This window comes from Pseudoalteromonas sp. KS88 (assembly GCF_004766475.1).
Classification (GTDB): Bacteria; Pseudomonadota; Gammaproteobacteria; order Enterobacterales; family Alteromonadaceae; genus Pseudoalteromonas.
In genome coordinates, this window is record NZ_PYHV01000014.1 from 1 (window position 1) to 19,710 (window position 19,710).

Below are 19,710 nucleotides of genomic sequence, written 5' to 3' on the forward strand. Positions count from 1 at the left end.
GGCTGTTAGAACTCAATCTGTACGAGTGCCCACACAGATGATTGCTTTATATTGTTAAAGAACGTTGCGATTAAAGCGCGTTGCTTTATCTCGCTAGGGCTGCGCATGTTACGCTTTCCTATTTTTTTGTCAACACTTAATTTTAAACTTTTTAAAAAATCTAAACTCAAGTTTTACTCGACTTACTAAGTGACTTGCTTGCCTCGCTAAGCGTTGCCTGCTCTGCCGTCTCAGTGGGGTCGCATTATAGGGAGATCCAAAAACAGATCAACCCTTTTTTGCGATCTTTTTGAAAAAAAGGATTGTTTGAACATTTTTAAAACAAAGTGCGGTATTTTGCTACAAAAAAAGGCTCTAACGAGCCTTTTTCATCTAACTAAAAATTTCCATCCAGCTTTTGCTTGTTGTTTAGACTCAAGCTGGAGCTCACTTGCCATTAGCGGATGCGCTTTTAACCAGTCTTCTTCAAAAGAAAGGGTTAATACCTCATTATCAGCAGTTAAACTCAATTTAGGTAAGACATCGTCTTGCCGACGCATTGAGAGAATTACAGCAATCCTAATAAGCCGTGTAATGTATTGTGCTAATTGCTGATGACATCCTAAATATTTAAATGCATCTTTTTGCAAGTCAGAACGATGCGCATTGGTAGCTGCAACTATAATTTTACGTTCTGATTGAGAGAAGCCCGGCATATCGGTATTTTCTAAAATATAAGCAGTGTGTTTTTGGTATTGCTTATATTCGATCAATAAACCTATTTCATGTAGCTGAGCAATGGCTTTTAATAGCGCGCATCCAGCTTGCTCTAACACTGGCCATTGTTCACTAACTTGCTGCGCTAAATAATTGCTTAATTCAGCTACTCGATTTGATTGCTTTTGATCTACATGATAGCGACTCATAAAAGCATCTACAGTGCGCTTGCGAATATCATGATTATGAAACTCAGGAATCATGCTATATAAAACGCCTTCGCGGAGCGCTCCACCTGCTAGTCCCATTTTTTCAATTTCAAGGGACTCAAATAATGCAATTAAAATAGCAAGGCCTGAAACAAATACTAACCTTCTCTCTTCACTTAAACCTGGTAAATCAAGCTCAGCAATTGTGTTAAAGGCCGTTGACTGCTTTTTAATTTCAAGTAATTTGTCGAGGCTTAATGTTTCATCCAGAGATTGAGCAACCATGATTTCTTGAATTGCTTGAACTGTACCCGAGGCACCAGAGGCTATTTCCCAGCCTGCTGCTTTATAGCTTGAAGCTATTTCAGCAATAACTTCTTTTGCAGCTGTAATAGCGTTGTTGAAATTTTCATCGCTTAGTTTGCAATCTTTAAAATAACGTTCAAGGTATGTGACACACCCCATGTTAAGACTTTTATAATGCAGTGCATCAAAACCTTTGCCAATAACCACTTCTGTACTTGCACCGCCAATATCAATCACTAACTGGCGCCCAGAGCAAGCAGAAGTATGCGCGACACCTTTATAAATTGTGCGGGCTTCGAGCTCACCACTGATTACATTAATTTTGTGAGCAAGAATTTGCTCTGCTTTTTCTTTGAACTCATCAGCGTTGGTTGCTAGCCTCAAGGTAGCAGTTGCAACAATAGTTATGTTAGCTTTGGGAATATCTTGAAGACGCTCGGCAAAAAGAGCCAAACACTCCCAACCTCGTTGCATAGCTTCAGTGCTTAACAGATTATTCTCGTCAAGCCCTGCCGCCAATCTGACTTTTCGTTTAACTCGGCCTATGGTTTGCAGGCCACCAGCAATTGATTTAGCAATCAGCATATGAAAACTGTTTGACCCTAAATCAATTACTGCATAAACATTTTTTTGCGGTTTAAGTTGCCCCACCGTTCAAAAACCTCTAGTTACTACTACGACTCTACTTCGGTCGTAAATTACGACCGTGCTTTTTGGTAACTATTGTTTGGTCTACGTCCGCCGTTATTACTACGATTACGAGGGCCTGTCGAATAGTTGCGCTTTCTTTGAATAGTAGGCTTTGTTAAATCACCAAGCAATGCACTTTTATCATAATGTGATAAAGGAATGCTATGTTCTATATATTCTTCGATTTCATGCAGATTATATGCGTATTGCTCACACGCAAAACTAATTGCTTTGCCTGATGCACCAGCACGACCAGTACGACCGATACGGTGAACATAATCTTCACAATCATCCGGTAAATCAAAGTTAAATACATGACTCACTTCAGGGATGTGTAAACCACGTGCAGCAACATCTGTTGCAACTAGGAAATCAAGGTCACCCTTAGTAAATTGAGCTAAAATTGATTGGCGCTTTTTCTGATTGACGTCACCAGTCAACATGCCAACACGATGCCCATCTTCTTTAAGCCATGCGTACACTGTTTCACAGCTGTGTTTGGTATTTGCAAAAACAATCGCTTTATCTGGCCATTCTTCTTCAACTAAAGTAAGTAATAACTTAATCTTGTCTTCTTGAGATGGCTGGAATAGCTCTTCAGTAATTCGCTTACCCGTTTTTACATCTGGTTCAACTTGTACATGCTCAGGATTAGTCATGTGTTCAAATGCTAACTCTTGCACTCGATATGATAGCGTCGCAGAAAATAATAGATTAAGGCGCTCAGAAGTATCAGGCATACGACGGAACATATAACGAATATCTTTTATGAAACCTAAATCAAACATGCGATCGGCTTCATCAAGCACTACAACTTCAATTTCATTTAAGGTGTAGCAGCCTTGCTTGTATAAATCGATAAGGCGACCAGTGGTACCAATTAAAATATCTACGCCTTTTTCTAACTGCGCACGTTGTTTTTCATAATCTTCGCCACCATATACTAAACCTAAGTTAAGATTACAGTGTGGCGCTAAAATTTTAGCATCTTTATGGATCTGAATCGCAAGCTCCCGAGTCGGGGCCATGATCAGGGCTCTTGGATGTTTACTAGGTGCTTTGCTAGATTGTAATAACCGATGGCATGTAGCTGTTAAAAAAGCTAATGTTTTACCTGTACCTGTTTGTGCTTGACCCGCAATATCGCGGCCATCACATATAAAAGGTAGGCATTTTGCTTGAATGGGTGTGCAATATTCAAACCCATTCTCGGTTAAACCGGTAACCACTTCCGGTGCGATAGCAAAGTCTGAAAACTTTTTATCGGTCAAATGTGTCTTAGTCATAGCGTTTAAGCATAACGTTTAAACTTGCAATAAGAAACAAGAGTGTTTAAATACGCATTAAATAATTCGCCTAACTTATCGGAGAGCGCAATGAGCGAGAAAATTATTCAATTAACTGACGATGGCTTTGAAGCTGACGTATTACAATCAGACAAGCCTGTATTAGTTGATTTTTGGGCAGAATGGTGCGGACCTTGTAAAATGATCGCCCCTATTCTAAATGAAGTAGCTGACGAGTTTGATGGCCGTGTTGTTATCGGTAAATTAAACATCGACCAAAACGCAGGTACGCCACCAAAGTTTGGTATTCGTGGTATTCCGACACTACTTCTTTTTAAAGATGGTCAAGTTGCAGCAACTAAAGTTGGTGCGCTTTCTAAAACACAACTTGTTGAGTTTTTAGAAAACAACATCTAATACCCATTAAAAAAAGGGCAATACGCCCTTTTTTTACGTTTATTTTGTATAAAGACTGGACGCTGGGCCAGTGAACTGCTAGTTTATAAAGCCAACTAATCCTTAGTTTACCAACAAACCTCTCTCACTAATCAATATCGATTATATGAGTATGATAACTGTAATAAAGAACCCACCAATATGCATTTACGCGAATTAAAAGACAAGTCTATAAAAGAACTTGTAGCCTTAGCTGAGTCCATGGGGCTCGAAAACGTAGCCCGCTTAAGAAAGCAAGATATTATCTTTGCTATCCTTAAGGCCCACGCCAAAAGTGGAGAAAATATTTTTGGCGGTGGTGTATTAGAAATCCTTCAGGATGGTTTTGGTTTCTTAAGATCTTCAGAAGCGTCTTACCTAGCCGGCCCTGATGACATTTATGTATCACCTAGCCAAATTCGTCGTTTTAGCATGCGTACTGGTGACTCAATAATGGGTCTTATTCGTCCGCCAAAAGACGGTGAACGTTACTTCGCTTTACTAAAAGTAAACGAAGTAAACTTTGATAGACCAGAAAACTCCCGTACTAAAATTCTTTTTGAAAACCTAACTCCACTTCATGCTAACGAACGGTTACGTATGGAACGTGGTAACGGTAGTACCGAAGACATTACTGCACGAGTCCTTGATTTAGCATCACCTATTGGCCGTGGCCAACGTGGTTTATTAGTCGCACCGCCTAAAGCGGGTAAAACCATGCTGCTGCAAAACATTGCTCAATCGATCACACATAATCACCCTGACGCAACATTGATGGTTTTACTTATCGATGAACGTCCGGAAGAAGTTACTGAGATGCAACGCCTAGTAAAGGGTGAAGTTATTGCATCAACATTTGATGAACCAGCAAGTCGTCACGTGCAAGTAGCTGAAATGGTAATTGAAAAAGCAAAACGTTTAGTTGAGCATAAAAAAGATGTCATTATCTTACTTGATTCAATCACTCGTCTAGCACGTGCTTATAACACGGTTATCCCTTCATCAGGTAAAGTACTTACTGGTGGTGTTGATGCAAACGCATTACATAAACCAAAGCGCTTTTTCGGTGCAGCACGTAACGTTGAAGAAGGTGGCAGCTTAACGATTATCGCAACTGCACTTATCGATACAGGCTCTAAGATGGATGAAGTTATCTACGAAGAGTTTAAAGGTACAGGTAATATGGAATTACACCTAAACCGTAAGATTGCTGAAAAACGTGTATTCCCTGCGATTGACTTTAATCGCTCTGGTACTCGTCGCGAAGAACTGCTAACAAAACCTGATGAACTACAGAAAATGTGGATCTTGCGTAAGATTGTCCATGAGATGTCAGAAATTGACGCAATGGAATTCTTAATTGATAAGCTATCAATGAGCAAAACGAATGATGAGTTTTTTGACTCTATGAGACGTCAGTAGACATAAATATACTTTTGAAAAGCTCGCTTAATGGCGAGCTTTTTTGTTTTAATCAATCGACTATACCCTCTCTATTTATCTTCCACTCAAAACAGAATGTATACCCCACAATATCTTTAAATTCATTTATGTAGTGAAACATTTTTGTCGTCTGGGCTTTTTTAACTATACTTATTTAAAACCAACTCTAATCATTCAAAAAATAAGTTGGTCGATAGCTTTTTACAAAGGAAAAACAGAATGACAATTACCCATGGCTTCGTGGCCCTACAGTGCTTTTTAACTATCAGTATTGGCCTCATTTGTTATTCATTTAACTTACCCTCTGTTGCTATTGTGGCTCTATATTTAACTATATTATTACCTGTGTATTTCTTTTATTTATTTACTAAGCGAAGGTTAGCGCTTCCAGATAGGTATCTAAAATCATTAATGGAGAACTTAGTTAGTAAAGACGGTATTAACTTTACTTTTCGATTTGACGAAAGTGACCCTTCAATCCCACCCTCTTGCTTAGCACTCAACGCTAGCTTAACAACGATTGAGCACCTTTTTGAAGAGCTACAAATTTCGTCTAATAGATTAAGACCTATGGCTGATGAACTAAGAGATACTTATGCATCAATGACTCAAAAAGCCACAATCCAATATTCTCATGGTCAAGATCTTGCTCAAACAATTCAGAAAATGCTTAACACCTCGAGTGAGCTTGGGGTTAACGTTAAAACAATTTATACCTCCGTTGCGAATGCAACAGAATCAGTAAAAAAAACGCGTATTGATTCTGATAAGAGCCAAGCAAGCTTACTCGCATTAGCAAGTAATATCGAACAAACCAGTGAACATATAAAACAACTAAAGCAAGACAGTGATAATATTGGCTCAGTTATTGAGGTCATTAATGCTATTGCAGAGCAAACAAACCTACTCGCATTAAATGCAGCAATTGAAGCCGCTAGAGCCGGTGAACAAGGCCGTGGGTTTGCTGTTGTTGCTGATGAGGTACGAAACTTAGCGTCACGCACGAGTAAATCGACACAAGAAGTGAGCGCCATGGTCAGTAAAATCCAACATAGCACTGATTTAGCCCATACGTTAATGAATACAGCACTCGATGAAGCGCAACAGACGGTATCTCTGACTAAAACCTCAAGTAGTGAGATTACAGCCATTGAAACTGCTGTGCTTGAAATTAGCGAAATGTCAAACTCTATTAACCAGCAGGTGAGTAATCAAAAACAATTTTCGGATGAGTCACAAGAAAGTATCAATTCGCTAGTCGAGCTGAACTCTGACGCACTTTCAAGTTCTAAAATACAAGCTGTTTCTAGTAACGACTTACATTTACTCGCCACCAGCCTAGAAGAGAAATTTAGTTTTTTCCTTGTTAGCAATTATGCACTTGATACACAGCCAAGAAAGCGGACCCAAAAAGAAGTAACTCCGACTGAAACTACAGAAGAAAGTGAGATAGAGCTATTTTGACGAGTGCGATTCTAATGCATTAATTAACTCAGACGTTAATAGAGCTATTTTATCGAACTCACACTGCGCACTTTTCTTCAATAATGCTTTGTCTAAATTTAAAGCTGGTTTAATAACATCCTGAACGGCAAACATTTGGGCCGCACCAAGAATACGATGACTGTCTTGCTGTAGCGCCTGGTAATCACGTTGCGCAAGGTGAGTATTCAGTGACTCTGCTTCTTTAATAAAACTACTGATAAAACTGTGTGTTAAATCAGTCATGTCGACTTTGCTTTCATTTATGGGCAATTTATTATTCTTTGCTAACTGATTGGCTAACGTACTATAAAACACTTCTTTATCTATAGGCTTACTTAAATAGCCAGTAAAGCCCTTAGCAATATAGTTATCAATTTCGTGACTCATAGCATTAGCAGTTAAAGCGTAAATTGGATTACTAAAGCCACATTGCTGTAGTAGCTCAAGAGCACTGAGCCCGTCCATTATAGGCATTTGAATATCCAGCAAAACAATATCAGGATACAGTTGTAAACATTGTTCAACTGCTTGTTCCCCATCACTCACAGCAATCACCTCAAGCCCTAAAGAAGTAAGGTAGCGTGTGATTAATCGGCGATTATCTGGGTGATCTTCTGCTAAAACGACTTTACCCTGAAGTTGAACATGCTTGGCGTTATTGATAACTGGGCTCGATGAGAGGTCTGCACTCTTTTGTTTACATGGCAGATTAAAGATAAACTCACTGCCATTATTTGGCTCACTTAATGCACTAATGTATCCACCCATCATCATCGCTAGTTGTTGCGATAGCGACAACCCTAACCCAGACCCTCCAAAACGACGGCTGATGGTGTTATCGCCTTGCTGAAAACACTCAAAAACCATTTTCAATTGCTCAACACTCATGCCAATACCTGTATCAACCACGTTGAACTGCACCCCACTCTGTGTTTGGCTCAATCGTAATTTCACACTACCTTGATGGGTAAACTTTATTGCGTTGGTTAATAAATTAATCAATATCTGTTTAACACGCATTAAATCGAGTTTAACCCAATGACTTGGTTCTAATTGGTTATCAAATGTCAGCCTTAAGCCTTTTTGAGATGCATGAGCTTGGCACATTTCATATACGTCGTTCACCAACTCAACGAGGTCAAATTTAGTTAAATGAAGCTCTAACCTATTAGCTTCTATTTTACTAATATCCAGCACATCGTTTATTAAATCTTTTAAATGATCACTGTGCTTTTTTATAACCAATAGTTCATCTTGTAACTCGCTTGGTTTATATAAACCATTGATCAGATCATCCGTTTGCCCAAGAATAGCAGTTAAAGGAGTGCGAATTTCATGACTAATATTGGCAAGAAACTGGCTTTTAATTTCATTGGCTGAACGCAACTCTTGTGCTACAAATTGCAATTCCTGAGTGCGTTGTTCAACTTGTTCTTCTAATTGGATTTTGGCCTTTTTTTCTATCGCTCGACGATACAATGCAATGGTGCAAATTAAGCCAAGCACCATTACTATTGCCAGCAAAATAGCGAGCTGAGAACGCTTTGCTATTTTCAAATCTTGTAAGTCTCGCTCTTGTTTTAACTGCAAGATTTCTTGATTGAGTTGATTCGCTTTAAACTGTGTTTGAAATACAGTCAGCGCCTTTGCAACCTCTTCACTTTTTATACTTTGTTGGTATTCAACAAATTGCTCATGTAAGTCAACAGCTTGCTCATAATCACCTATGCTTGCTAACAGCAGCGAGTTTATGCCTAACCCATCCTTCGCCAACATCTCATTATTATATTTTTTAGCAAGGGCAAAAGACGCGTTTAGATTTTGTCTTGCTTCCTTGATATCCCCTTTAACTAACTCAACCTTTGCTAAAATATGTAATGCAGTTAATAAAAGAGTCTTGTTATCAGCTTTAACTGCAAACTCTTTCGCTGCAAGCGCATGATAATAGGCTGTGTCTATTTTATTTAATTTAAGGTTTAAGTTAGCTAAATTTTTATGGCGAGTTGACAGTTGATAAGCATCATTAATACTTTGATAATAGCGTAAAGCTAATTGATAGTAATGTAATGCTAATTGATGACGCCCTGACTCAAAGTATGCCACCCCCATGTTTCCATACACTTGGGCAATGCCATCTTTATCATCGAGTTGTTGAAATACCTCTAACACTTCACGATAAAATTCTAACGCTGAATCATAACGCGATAACTTAATATATACCCCAGCAATATTATGAAGTATGTCCGCTTTATCTTGTGCGTTTCCGTTCGTTTCATAAATCGTTTTTGCTTTTTGGTAATGCTCTAATGCAAGCTCCATGTTGTACATATCAAAATAAGATAAACCAATATTGCTCAACAAGTTGGCCTGCTTCAAGGCATTATTTAGCTGCTTTGCAACCACTAAGGCACGGCTATACTCTTTAATCGCTTGATTCATTAACCCTTGATAGTAGTACACTACGCCTTGCATTTTTATAGAACGAAAATATTGCTCTGGAGAGTCGTTTATATTGCTATTTTGCTCTTGAGACTGGTAGAAATCGAGTGCCAATGAGTAATCGTTTTCAGTAAATGCGCGCTCAGCCATCGTACTATAAATAGCTAACCGTTGTTGTGGTGTTAATTGTGGTGTTGAAAGTAACTGCTCGGCTATAACTTGCTTTTGCTGCCAATCATCAACCTGATTAAACTGCTCAAGTAAAGGAGCTTGAGCAAAACAGACATGAGATACCACGCCAAGTACAGTAATAAACGCAATAAAGAATAGCCGCTTAAACTTACCTAACATAAATGTATCCTTGGTATTTGAACCTGTTAAAACGACACATGCTTCACTTGAAAGCTAACTGACAACTCAAGTAGCATGTGTATATAATTATTTTATCAAGATACACTATTACCTAGAGTTCAAACAATGCTTAACCCACTTATAGATGAGATTTTTGAACGACTGTTAACAAAGCAGGTATGGAAGGTTCACACTTTAGCGCTAGAGCTATCAGAATGCGGCATAATAACCGCATTAGATGAGGAGCCTTCTCGTGATTTATTTAAACGCAACTTTTTAATAATGAACGCACTGTTTCAATTACAGCAGCAACTTGCTCCTGCCCAAACTTTATCAATTGCAAGTTTGCATATTAAATTAGAAGACACATCCATTGAAAACACAGTTACCCAGGCGGATCCCTTAAGAGACTATTACTTAGATTGGCAAAACTATGATACGTCTGCAGATGAAGTGGATGCTTTATTAAATCAATTTTGGCAAAACTTTGAAGCCTCAGCGCCAGTAAAGCCCGAAATAAACATATGCCAACGCAACGCAATTCTTGCACAATGGCAACTGGATGAGCAAGCAAGCTTGAAAATGATACAAAAGCGGTGGCGACAATTAGCGTTTCAATATCACCCAGATAAATCCTCAGAAGATGAAGAGGTATTTAAACGTATTCGAGAAGAATATGAGCAGCTTAAGGCTAGCTGCTCAAATAGATAGATAAGTAATTAACGAGTGAGTCGACGAGCGCGGATTTTACGCCCTTTAATGTTACCTTCGGTTAATTTACGTAATGCTGGTTTTGCACAATTGCGTTCGACCGCAACAAATGCCACGTTATCAAGCACGTTAATTTTACCCACTTGGCGGCCTGCAATACCTTCTTTACCTGTTAGCGCACCTAAAATATCACCGGCACGCACTTTTTGCTTTTTACCTGAGTCAATCATTAGTGTGGCCATTTCTGGTTTATACGGTGGTTTTTCTAGCAAGCTAAATGGTGGTAGCTGTTCCGGCAAAAAATCACATTCGTAATGGTCGCCAATTTGCGCCACTTTGAACTGCTCAGCATCACCATAGATTGAACACGCAATGCCTTTTTTCCCCGCACGGCCAGTTCGACCAATACGGTGAACATGTGTTTGCGGGTCATGCGCTAAATGATAGTTAATTACCATATCCATATCATCAATATCCAGACCACGAGCGGCTACATCCGTTGCCACTAAAATAGAGGCACTTTTATTAGCAAAGTGAATGAGTGTTCGTTCACGATCGCGCTGCTCCAGGTCGCCATGTAAAGCCACGGCACTAAAACCTTCAGCGGCTAGATCATCACACACTTGCTGTGTTTCAACCTTAGTATTACAAAACACCACACAGCTTGTTGGTTGAAACTTTAACAACAACAACTTCAAGGTATTAAAGCGCTGCTTGTTATTATCCATCTTGTAGAAATACTGTTTGATGGTGCTTTTTTCTTGCTCTTCTTCGACTTTAACCATCACCGGGTTAGTTAGTACACGCTTTGCAACCGCTTCAATTGCACGCGGGAAAGTCGCACTAAACAACAGTGTTTGGCGCTGTTGTGGGATGCAATCGATAATTGCATCTAACGTATCTTGAAAGCCCATGTCGAGCATTTGATCGGCTTCATCCAGCACTAAAGTTTCTACATCGTCTAAACGTAAAGTGCCCTTACGAATATGGTCATCCACACGACCAGGTGTACCAACAATAATGTGTGCACCATGTTCAAGCGAGCCGATTTGCGGACCAATTGAAACACCACCACACAATGTAAGTATTTTAATGTTATGAATACCTCGGGCGAGTTTGCGCATCTCAACAGCCACTTGCTCAGCAAGTTCTCTTGTTGGGCAAAGTACCAAAGACTGAATACGAAAGCGCTTTACGTTTAGCTTAGCTAGCACACCTAAGCTAAACGCTGCGGTTTTACCCGACCCCGTTTTAGCTTGCGCAATGATATCTTTACCGTCCAGTACTGGAGGTAAGCTCTGTGCCTGAACAGCCGTCATTTGGCTATAACCTAAAGTAGATAAATTATCGACCAAACCAGAAGGTAAAGCGAGAGATGAAAAAGCTGTAGCAGTCAAAGTAATTTCCAGTGCAAAAAGTAAACATTAAAAGCCGTTGCAAAAGCCCGACTTAGTTATGCTGCATAATAGCAGAATATACAAATTGCTACCATTGAGTCGACGATATTATCGTCAAACAGATGCAGATAAGCGGTTTTTATCGTATCTGCTTTTTCTGTTTTACATTAAATGCTTTAATAGCGCTCTCGTGAAATACAGCCAAGGTCAATAATGAAAAAAATCATCACCGGGATACTACTTGCTAGTAGCTTTTTAGCCGCAGCAGCAGAACCTGAATTTACCAATAAACAATTGCAACAAGTCGAACAATTAAGGCAAAGTGCCAGCAATAGTGACTTAAGCTATCAATTATTAGAATCACTTACTACAGAAGTAGGCCCGCGTTTACCTGGCACTGAAAACGATAAAAAAGCCGTAGCTTGGGCGCAGGCTAAATTTAAAGCGCTAGGCTTTGATAAAGTATGGCTTGAAAAGGCTACATTTCCTGAATGGCGTCGTTTTAGCGAAAGTGGCAAAATCTTAACGCCTAGTGAGCAACCTTTGCACTTAACTGCACTGGGCCATAGTGTCAGTACTCCTAAAGAGGGGATTACAGGCGAAGTGGTATTATTTGAAACCCTTGATGAACTAATAGCAGCACCTAAAAATAGCCTAAAAGGTAAGATTGCTTACATTAATTACCGTATGAATCGCCATATTGATGGAAACGGATACGGCCCGGCTGTTCGTGCACGCTCTATAGGTTCTGTAGAAGCCGCAAAAAAAGGCGCGATTGGCTATATGATGCGCTCTGTTAGTACTGCAGAACACCGCTTTGCTCATACAGGTGGTAGCCATTATAAAGAGGGAGTGACTAAGATACCAAATGTCACTATCGCTAACCCTGATGCCGATCAAATTGCTCGTCTTATTGCGCTTGATAAAAATGTCACTGTTAATATCAATGTACAAACAGAAGATCGTGGTCAAGGCACTGGCTATAATGTCATTGGTCAATTTAATGGTACGCACAACCCTGAGCAATATGTGTTGATTGGTGGTCATTTAGACTCATGGGATTTAGGCACAGGCGCACTCGATGATGGTGCTGGTGTGGCGCTAACAATGGCCGCAGCTAAACATATTAGCGAAATTAAACGCCCTAAACGCAGTATTCGCGTAGTGTTATTTGCTGCTGAAGAGCTGGGATTATGGGGTGCTAAAGCCTACTTTAAGCAACATGCTAATGAGCTTAAAAACATTGTAGCAGCTGCAGAATCTGATTTTGGTGCTGATGTAGTGTATGGTTTTGAGTCTAACGTATCAGCAGAGTCATTACCTGTGGTACGTGCAATAGCGAAAGAACTTTCAGCACTTAATGTAGAATACATTGCAAAGAACGGTGCACGCGGAGGCCCAGATCTCATACCGCTTAGAAATACAGACGGCGCAGCTATTTTTGACCTTCATCAAGATGGTACTGATTACTTTGATTATCACCACACAGCAGATGATACTTTAGATAAAGTCGACCCGGAAAAGCTTAAACAAAATACAGCTGCTTACGCAGTATTTGCGTTTATGGCCGCTGATGCCAAAACCACAATCAAACCAAAGCCTGTAAAAAAATAAGTTTAGTAAACATACTTTCTTACAGTTTTGTACTTTGCATACGCCCTTGTTTGTTTTAATTTAATAAAAAAGCTAGGAGGGCGTATATGCTACTTTTTAATACCTGTGACTCATTATCGTCATTCAGTCAAACCACGACCTGCCCTCATTGTAAAAGCAACGACTACCAATTAAAAAATAACAGCCGCTTTTTGCGTTTTGCAATTGTGCCTATCATCCCATTAGCTTGGCAATATCATTTTCACTGCAACGAATGTAAGCATAGTGAGCCTGTCTCATTAACAAAGCTACCACTGTTTGAGCTTCTATCATTAGTGAAATACTTTATAGGCTCGATAGTAATCGTTTTATCCTTACTGTACTTTTATGCTCATTTTCATGCTCAAGCAGTACAACAACAAGCGATCATTAATGCTCCACAAGCATATGATACTTATTTAGTAAAAGCAGATAAGTTTGCCCAAGAACCCCTGCGCCCAGAAAATTTAAAGATCGCTCAAATACTTGAGTTTGATGATAAATACATTACCTTTCAAATTAGTAACTACCGTTATAAGCATGATCGCGGTATCACAATGGCAATGCGTACGAGTTTACTTGTACAAAGAGATTACTTTTCTTCCAAAACGATAACGTTACCGCGTACTGAGATTCAACGCATGGTCGATGAAGGCGTTATTTATAATGTGCTTCGCCCCCATGCTTATAGTTTATATGGTGGCTTTGTAATGTTTCCCCCAAGACCAAAACCGCTTTATGAAGGGGTTAAGTTCAATGAGCATAACCAACAAGGGATTAATTATTACAAAGATGATCTATTCGAAGATGCATTTAAGAGCTTTTTGTTAGCCGCTAAAGAGGGTTCTCAGTGGGGCCAACTAAATTTGGCACAAATGTACCAAGACGGGCAAGGTACCAGCAAAGATATAAATAAAGCTATTTACTGGTTTCAGCAAGCTGCAGCTCAAGGTAACCGAAAAGCAAAAATAGAACTAAAAGACTTATGCCGCTTTTACACATGTGAGACATAACACACTATTACGTGCCTGTAATACTCATAGCTCTTGTGAAATACCATAACCTCACTTAGGTGATCACAACTGTTTTGTGTATAGCTCTCTTTGTACGCTAAGCACTAATCAGTAACCTTGGATAAACTAATTTTAAATTATTAAATAAGAACCTCTAAGCAGTCGCCCACGCAACGGACAATTCAAGCTCAACACTAACTCTGTATCTGGGGCTTGTTGTCGTGTGAGGCCCTTACGCGCAAAAAATTTAACTTCAACACAGCTTAAACATCTACTTTCACCAGCGGTTAATTTTCATTTGCTACCCTATAGCGGTTTCTAATTAACTGGCGAATCCTCTATGTATAAAGTGATTTTATTTACCATTAGTTTACTTACCATAAGCGCTTGCTCTGAAAAAGCACACACAAATGTTTACTCCTGCGACAATAAAAAAATGGCGACTATCATTAGCCACGATGCTGAAAGTGCAACTCTTCACTATATTAACAAACGCTACCAACTAACTAGGCAGCGCAGTGCATCGGGCGTCAAATTTAATAGTGAGGAAGTCTTGTTTTGGACAAAAGCAAATGAAGCCGTGTTAATTATTGATGGGAATAAGGTTCACTGTAATCTCAAGTAATGTCTTTTATTGGTAATCTTATTTTTTAAGAAAACACTGCTACACTAATGATTAAATCTGTTGAAATGAGTTAGTTATGCAGTCAATTGCTATTAAATACAAAGTAATATTTGCCTTCACCGCAATTGGTGTACTAATGCTATTAAGTAGTGGCTTTTTTTACTGGTCACTCGGCAAAATTAGTGTTGCCAATTCAGACATTGAAACACTGGCTGTTCCTGTCCAACAACAGAGTAACGCATTACAACTTTCGCTTTTATCAATCACAAAATTCAATGCTGTGGCGTTTAGCCAAAGCAAAATTGCAAAATTGCGTCACGAACAAAAACAAACTAGTGATGAACAAAAATTGTTTAACGACAAGCTTGCTATTCTTGAGTTGCAACTACAAGATCAACCCAAAATGCAGTCACTACTTGTCCAAATTGATGATGAATTCCAGCGCTTAATCACAACTAACACAGCCATGTTTAACGCCAAACAAAGTGGTTTGAATGCGATATCAAAACTAGCCTCACAAAGCACGCAATACATAGAAGAAATAACAGCATTAAGTAATGATTTACTGGATTTAGAACTACTACAGGTTACTCGGGAACAACAACCTATCCTTGATGCTATGGTAGGTACAGCAACACGTATTGACGATTTATTGTTTACCTTAAGTAATAATTTGAAAAGTATTAAGCACATCAGCTCATTAGCAACACTGGATGAGCATCAACGAGATGCCAGTTTTCTACTCGATAATGTTCAATCAAACTTTAACTACTTGCAACGACAAGCAAGCGAGCTAAACGGTGCTGCTGATTTTTCGGTTTTAACTGAGAAAATGAATAAAGTAAATGAGAAGCTTGTCTCGATTTACCAACCACAAAAAACTATCTTGATGAGCCGTCAAGACGCTGAGAATGCATTTAATAGTTTTCAGCAGCAATTCCAAGAAACTGAAAAACTCATTATCGAACTAAATCAATTAGCTGACGAACGATTTACTTCACTACAAAAAAGCGCTCAGTCAACAATTAGTACAGGCTCTTCATTGGCTATTATTATTAGTATTATTTTGCTTTCATTTGCCGCCATAATATCAGTGCTTACAACCCGCGCGATGCTTAAACCCTTAAATGCAGTCAACAAAGCACTGGCCAGAATAGCTTCGGGCGATTTATCCAAACGTACACACCCTCGAAGTGATGATGAGTTTGGCACTCTATTGTCTAATATAAACAAGCTCAGCGATGACTTAGGCAAGTTACTTTCAGATATTAGTGACAACGCTCACATACTTGATCAGTCTGCCATTCAAACAAGTGCACAAGGTCAACAAATGACTGTTGCAGCAGCACAACAACTTGAACGAATTGCACAAGCCACATCGGTTGCACAAACAATGCTAAATAATTCACAAACCGTAAATGGGCAAGCCCAAAGCACGTCAGATGAAATAGCCAATGCATCGCAACTTTCTAACGATGTAAATCAAATTGCTGATAGAAACAGCCAGCGAATACAAGCACTATTGGCGCGTTTAGATCAAGCTGTAAGCAGTACTGAAGAACTAACACAACACACACAGCTGATAGGCGCAATTGTCGATACCATTAGTAGCATCGCAGAACAAACTAACTTACTTGCATTAAATGCTGCTATAGAGGCCGCGCGTGCGGGGGAAAATGGGCGAGGATTTGCTGTTGTCGCCGATGAAGTCCGTTCTTTGGCAGCACGCACGCAAAGCTCAACAAATGAAATTCATACAATGATTCAAACATTGCAACAACAAGCAAATACGGCACAGAGTGAGATTAATGACGGACAGCAACAAGCTGCTGAGTGTGTAACTAATAGCAGTGAGTTAAAGCAGGCAGTCGATAAAATAAAAAGCACTTTAGTGACAGTTAACCAAATGAGTCAGCAAATTGCAGATTCTTCACATAACCAGCTTAATAATAGTAATGAAATAAAACACATCATGACCACGGTGACAGATCAAGCGCAGAGCAATGCTGACCATGCAGGATCTTTAGCAACTCAAAGTGAAGATGTAAATCAATTAGCACACTCTTTAACAAGTGCTGTTGAGCGTTTCAAGTTTTAGCATGAAAAGTAGTGCACATATATTTAATTTCTATGTACAAAACAATAGGTGGTACTGCTCAATAAATGTTTTAGCCTGAACTCAGTTTAATATATACACTAATGTATTGATATTAAATCACAAATACATTTACTAATCTCCAGGGTTCAGGTTTTTTAAGTAGTTATCAAACTCGTTCATAGGGAGCGGTTTACTGTATAAAAAGCCCTGAATATAATCACAATTCAATGCCGATAAATATACCCGCTGTTCCTCAGTCTCAACACCTTCAGCAACGACTTCTAAGTGTAAGTTACTTGCCATAGAGATAATAGCACTCACCATCGCGCAATCTTCATTATCATCTGGTAAATCTTTAATAAACTCACGATCTATTTTTAACTTACTTAATGGAAAGCGCTTCAAATAGCTCAAGGATGAATAGCCCGTACCAAAGTCATCAATGGCTAAACCGACGCCTAAATTACGAATCGCTTGCAACTGCTGTAGAATATTAGCGCTATTCTCAGCAAGTAAAGTTTCAGTGATCTCTAAAGTTAAGCAATCTGCTGATAACTGACATTCCTCCAATACATCACTGACCAACTTAGCGATATCTTGACGGACAAACTGTACACTGGAAAAGTTCACAGTGACGAAAAACTGACCGTTAAACTGACTACACCACTTCGCGGCTTCTCGACACGCTTCCCTTAATACCCATTCACCAATGGGAACAATCAGTCCTAAATCTTCACAAATCGGAATAAACTCGGCGGGAGATACGTTGCCAAGTTCAGGATTTTGCCATCTTAGTAACGCTTCGCATCCAAAAGTTTTCCTGTCATTACTTATGATTGGCTGATAATAGACAGTAAACTCATTATTACACAGTGCTTTATGTAAGGCATTCTCAACCCTACTTCGAGCCGTAGCTTGCTCATGCATTCCTCGGGTAAAAAACTCAAAGCAGTTACGACCTTGCTCCTTTGCCTTGTACATTGCACTATCTGCATTGCGTAATAATATTTTTCGTTCTACGCCATCATCAGGATAAATAGTGATCCCCATACTGCCGGAAACAAAAACTTCATGCTCACCTATTTTAAATGCAGAACTCAATGCTTGCAGGGACTTTTTCGCAACCCTTTCAATATCAACTAGATTATTTCTACCCGAGAGTAGTAAAGCGAACTCATCTCCTCCCAAACGTGCCACTAAATCAGTACTGTGCATACACGCTTTTAATCTATTTGCAGCCTCAAGCAACAACACATCGCCACTGTTATGCCCTAAAGTATCGTTAACATTTTTAAAGCGGTCTAAGTCGATAAAACAAATCGCTAAGCGCGTTTTTTCTGTACTTGCGCGGATCATCTCTTGATCAAGTTTATTATTGTAGTAATAGCGATTGGCGAGCCCGGTTAAATTATCAAAGTTGATTTGCAACCACATTTCTTGTTCGCTTTCTTTACGCGAAGAAATATCGTTAAACAGAGCAACATACATTTCGATTTGTTTTTCTTCATCAAACACAACAGAGATATTTAGCCAACATGGGTAAATGCTGCCATCTTTGCGACGATTCCATACCTCACCTTCCCAGTGGCCACTTTCCTTGAGGTTCGCATAGAGCGCTTGAAAAAACGAAGGCTTGTGACGGCCAGAACTTAAGATTGCCGGTGTTTCGCCCAGCACATCACTTTCTTGGTAACCTGTAATTTGTGTAAATGCGCTATTAATTGCTTGAATTTTATTTAAGCTATCAGAAACCAAAATACCTTCATTGGTGGTAGAAAATACAGTACTGGCAAGACGTTGTTGCTGGCGTATTTTCAGCTTTTGAGTAATATCTCTAATTAAGTGAATCTCACCAATTTTATGATCAGCCTCATCCATCACGGCAGTGACATTCGCCTCCCCCCAAAAAGTGCCTTTTGCACCACTAAATTGACATTCATTATCAAGCTGGCCAATAGCAGAGACATTATCGACAAAGGTGTAAATACTTTTCCCTTTAAGTTCATCTTCATTACTTAGCTTTTGTGCTGCCATTGTATTGGCATCTAATATGGTGTGCTCGGTATCTGTGAATATCAGTAAGTCATCAATACCATTAAAAATAGCTTTTAATGTAGCGCTATCTTTTTGTGCTGTCCGTTTTGCGGACCGTAAGCGTGTTGCTAACACAGTCAAAATAGCGAGTAAGACCATAAGTAAAACGATTGAGATTACGGATAAAATAAATTGATAAGTGCGCTTTTTTTCTATTTCTTTTGTCTGGCTTGCAACCAACTCCTCGAGATTTTCTTGGTAATGCCAGAGTTCTTTTTCAAGGGCCCGCTGAGAAGAAATATCATGAATTACAGAAAACAAAAGGCGTTTATTATCAAGTTCAAATGGAGCCGAATAAACACTCACTGTGCGAGTTTCACCACTGGCTAATTGGTGTTTAAAAACAAAGTAATTTTGCCCTTTATTTAATGCCGCTTGTCGCTCTTGTGCAACCTGCTGTTCGGTAAAAATATTTATTTGTTGAATTTTCATCGCTTGTAGTTGCGAAATACTATAGCCATAAAAATCTGCCGCTGATTCATTAGCAAATACAATATCACCTGTTCGAGGCTCAATAACCAGCATGACAGCACTGTGATCTGCAAAGATTTGACCATCAATCACATGCGTTAATAGATTTTCTGCCTGCACGTTGCTCAATGGCACCATAAAAGCACATACTAACCACAACCTAAGTATTACTTTTAAGATAAACCCACCCATTAATTGAAAGCTCACAAAAAACAACTAAATCAACTATAGCCCATACACATAAAAATGTAATGAAACCGATAACTTAAATGTTTGGTAAAAATAACTAATACCATTTAAATTAAGCTATTAGAGAGAGTTAGTATAAT

13 protein-coding genes are annotated in these 19,710 nt (G+C 39.2%); 8 read left to right on the forward strand and 5 right to left on the reverse strand.

All coding sequences use genetic code 11. From position 1 onward, the window contains the following. Positions 1 to 368: 368 nt before the first annotated feature. Together gppA and rhlB are read right to left on the reverse strand one after the other, a co-directional pair. Positions 369 to 1,862 carry a guanosine-5'-triphosphate,3'-diphosphate diphosphatase gene (gene gppA / locus C7Y70_RS08610; protein ID WP_135474413.1) on the reverse strand — a complete coding sequence of 498 codons (1,494 nt, stop codon included), beginning with the start codon at positions 1,860 to 1,862 and terminating at the stop codon, positions 369 to 371. Positions 1,863 to 1,909: 47 nt separating this feature from the next. Further along, positions 1,910 to 3,187, reverse strand: coding sequence for an ATP-dependent RNA helicase RhlB (gene rhlB / locus C7Y70_RS08615; RefSeq protein WP_135474415.1), 1,278 nt, complete (start codon positions 3,185 to 3,187; stop codon positions 1,910 to 1,912). 90 nt (positions 3,188 to 3,277) lie between these two features. Between rhlB and trxA the strand changes: the two genes are divergently transcribed. The 3 genes from trxA (at position 3,278) to C7Y70_RS08630 (ending at position 6,529) form a co-directional block, all read left to right on the forward strand. Further along, positions 3,278 to 3,604: a thioredoxin TrxA gene (trxA, locus tag C7Y70_RS08620; RefSeq protein WP_058561197.1), complete on the forward strand. Its 327-nt coding sequence runs from the start codon at positions 3,278 to 3,280 to the stop codon at positions 3,602 to 3,604. Positions 3,605 to 3,784: 180 nt separating this feature from the next. Continuing rightward, positions 3,785 to 5,044, forward strand: coding sequence for a transcription termination factor Rho (gene rho / locus C7Y70_RS08625; RefSeq protein WP_058561178.1), 1,260 nt, complete (start codon positions 3,785 to 3,787; stop codon positions 5,042 to 5,044). Between the two features lie 240 nt (positions 5,045 to 5,284). After that, the gene (locus C7Y70_RS08630; protein ID WP_135474417.1) at positions 5,285 to 6,529 is read left to right on the forward strand and encodes a methyl-accepting chemotaxis protein; all 1,245 of its coding nucleotides are present in this window, start codon (positions 5,285 to 5,287) and stop codon (positions 6,527 to 6,529) included. Here C7Y70_RS08630 and C7Y70_RS08635 read toward each other — a convergent pair. After that, positions 6,521 to 9,340 (reverse strand): tetratricopeptide repeat protein, encoded by a 2,820-nt coding sequence (locus C7Y70_RS08635; RefSeq protein ID WP_135474419.1) that lies wholly within the window; start codon positions 9,338 to 9,340, stop codon positions 6,521 to 6,523. The genes C7Y70_RS08630 and C7Y70_RS08635 overlap by 9 nt on opposite strands. Before the next feature lie 126 nt (positions 9,341 to 9,466). On the opposite strand from C7Y70_RS08635, the gene C7Y70_RS08640 reads away from it, so the two are divergent. Then, positions 9,467 to 10,051, forward strand: coding sequence for a DNA-J related domain-containing protein (locus C7Y70_RS08640; RefSeq protein WP_135474421.1), 585 nt, complete (start codon positions 9,467 to 9,469; stop codon positions 10,049 to 10,051). An 8-nt stretch (positions 10,052 to 10,059) separates the two neighbouring features. Here C7Y70_RS08640 and dbpA read toward each other — a convergent pair whose 3' ends face one another. Then, positions 10,060 to 11,448 carry an ATP-dependent RNA helicase DbpA gene (dbpA, locus tag C7Y70_RS08645; RefSeq protein WP_135474423.1) on the reverse strand — a complete coding sequence of 463 codons (1,389 nt, stop codon included), beginning with the start codon at positions 11,446 to 11,448 and terminating at the stop codon, positions 10,060 to 10,062. A gap of 213 nt (positions 11,449 to 11,661) precedes the next feature. Between dbpA and C7Y70_RS08650 the strand changes: the two genes are divergently transcribed. From C7Y70_RS08650 to C7Y70_RS08665, 4 genes are all read left to right on the forward strand, one after another. Next, complete coding sequence (locus C7Y70_RS08650) at positions 11,662 to 13,062, forward strand: M20/M25/M40 family metallo-hydrolase (RefSeq protein WP_135474425.1); 1,401 nt, start codon at positions 11,662 to 11,664, stop codon at positions 13,060 to 13,062. An 86-nt stretch (positions 13,063 to 13,148) separates the two neighbouring features. Then, entirely contained in the window at positions 13,149 to 14,093 is a 945-nt protein-coding gene (locus C7Y70_RS08655) for a tetratricopeptide repeat protein (RefSeq protein ID WP_135474427.1), read from the forward strand. Positions 14,094 to 14,433: 340 nt separating this feature from the next. Continuing rightward, positions 14,434 to 14,718, forward strand: a complete 285-nt coding sequence (locus C7Y70_RS08660; RefSeq protein WP_135474429.1) for an MliC family protein — start codon at positions 14,434 to 14,436, stop codon at positions 14,716 to 14,718. A gap of 76 nt (positions 14,719 to 14,794) precedes the next feature. Beyond that, positions 14,795 to 16,816, forward strand: coding sequence for a methyl-accepting chemotaxis protein (locus tag C7Y70_RS08665; protein ID WP_135474431.1), 2,022 nt, complete (start codon positions 14,795 to 14,797; stop codon positions 16,814 to 16,816). A 132-nt stretch (positions 16,817 to 16,948) separates the two neighbouring features. On the opposite strand, the gene C7Y70_RS08670 is transcribed toward C7Y70_RS08665, so the two are convergent. Next, complete coding sequence (locus C7Y70_RS08670) at positions 16,949 to 19,588, reverse strand: EAL domain-containing protein (protein ID WP_245321446.1); 2,640 nt, start codon at positions 19,586 to 19,588, stop codon at positions 16,949 to 16,951. Positions 19,589 to 19,710 lie beyond the last annotated feature (122 nt).

What these genes read in the sequence shown, in the direction of transcription:
- rhlB (WP_135474415.1), bottom strand. Translation starts at nt 3,187, where the DNA reads ATGACTAAGACACATTTGACCGATAAAAAGTTTTCAGACTTTGCTATC.
- C7Y70_RS08630 (WP_135474417.1), top strand. Translation starts at nt 5,285, where the DNA reads ATGACAATTACCCATGGCTTCGTGGCCCTACAGTGCTTTTTAACTATC.
- rho (WP_058561178.1), top strand. Translation starts at nt 3,785, where the DNA reads ATGCATTTACGCGAATTAAAAGACAAGTCTATAAAAGAACTTGTAGCC.
- C7Y70_RS08640 (WP_135474421.1), top strand. Translation starts at nt 9,467, where the DNA reads ATGCTTAACCCACTTATAGATGAGATTTTTGAACGACTGTTAACAAAG.
- C7Y70_RS08635 (WP_135474419.1), bottom strand. Translation starts at nt 9,340, where the DNA reads ATGTTAGGTAAGTTTAAGCGGCTATTCTTTATTGCGTTTATTACTGTA.
- C7Y70_RS08660 (WP_135474429.1), top strand. Translation starts at nt 14,434, where the DNA reads ATGTATAAAGTGATTTTATTTACCATTAGTTTACTTACCATAAGCGCT.
- trxA (WP_058561197.1), top strand. Translation starts at nt 3,278, where the DNA reads ATGAGCGAGAAAATTATTCAATTAACTGACGATGGCTTTGAAGCTGAC.
- C7Y70_RS08650 (WP_135474425.1), top strand. Translation starts at nt 11,662, where the DNA reads ATGAAAAAAATCATCACCGGGATACTACTTGCTAGTAGCTTTTTAGCC.
- C7Y70_RS08665 (WP_135474431.1), top strand. Translation starts at nt 14,795, where the DNA reads ATGCAGTCAATTGCTATTAAATACAAAGTAATATTTGCCTTCACCGCA.
- C7Y70_RS08655 (WP_135474427.1), top strand. Translation starts at nt 13,149, where the DNA reads ATGCTACTTTTTAATACCTGTGACTCATTATCGTCATTCAGTCAAACC.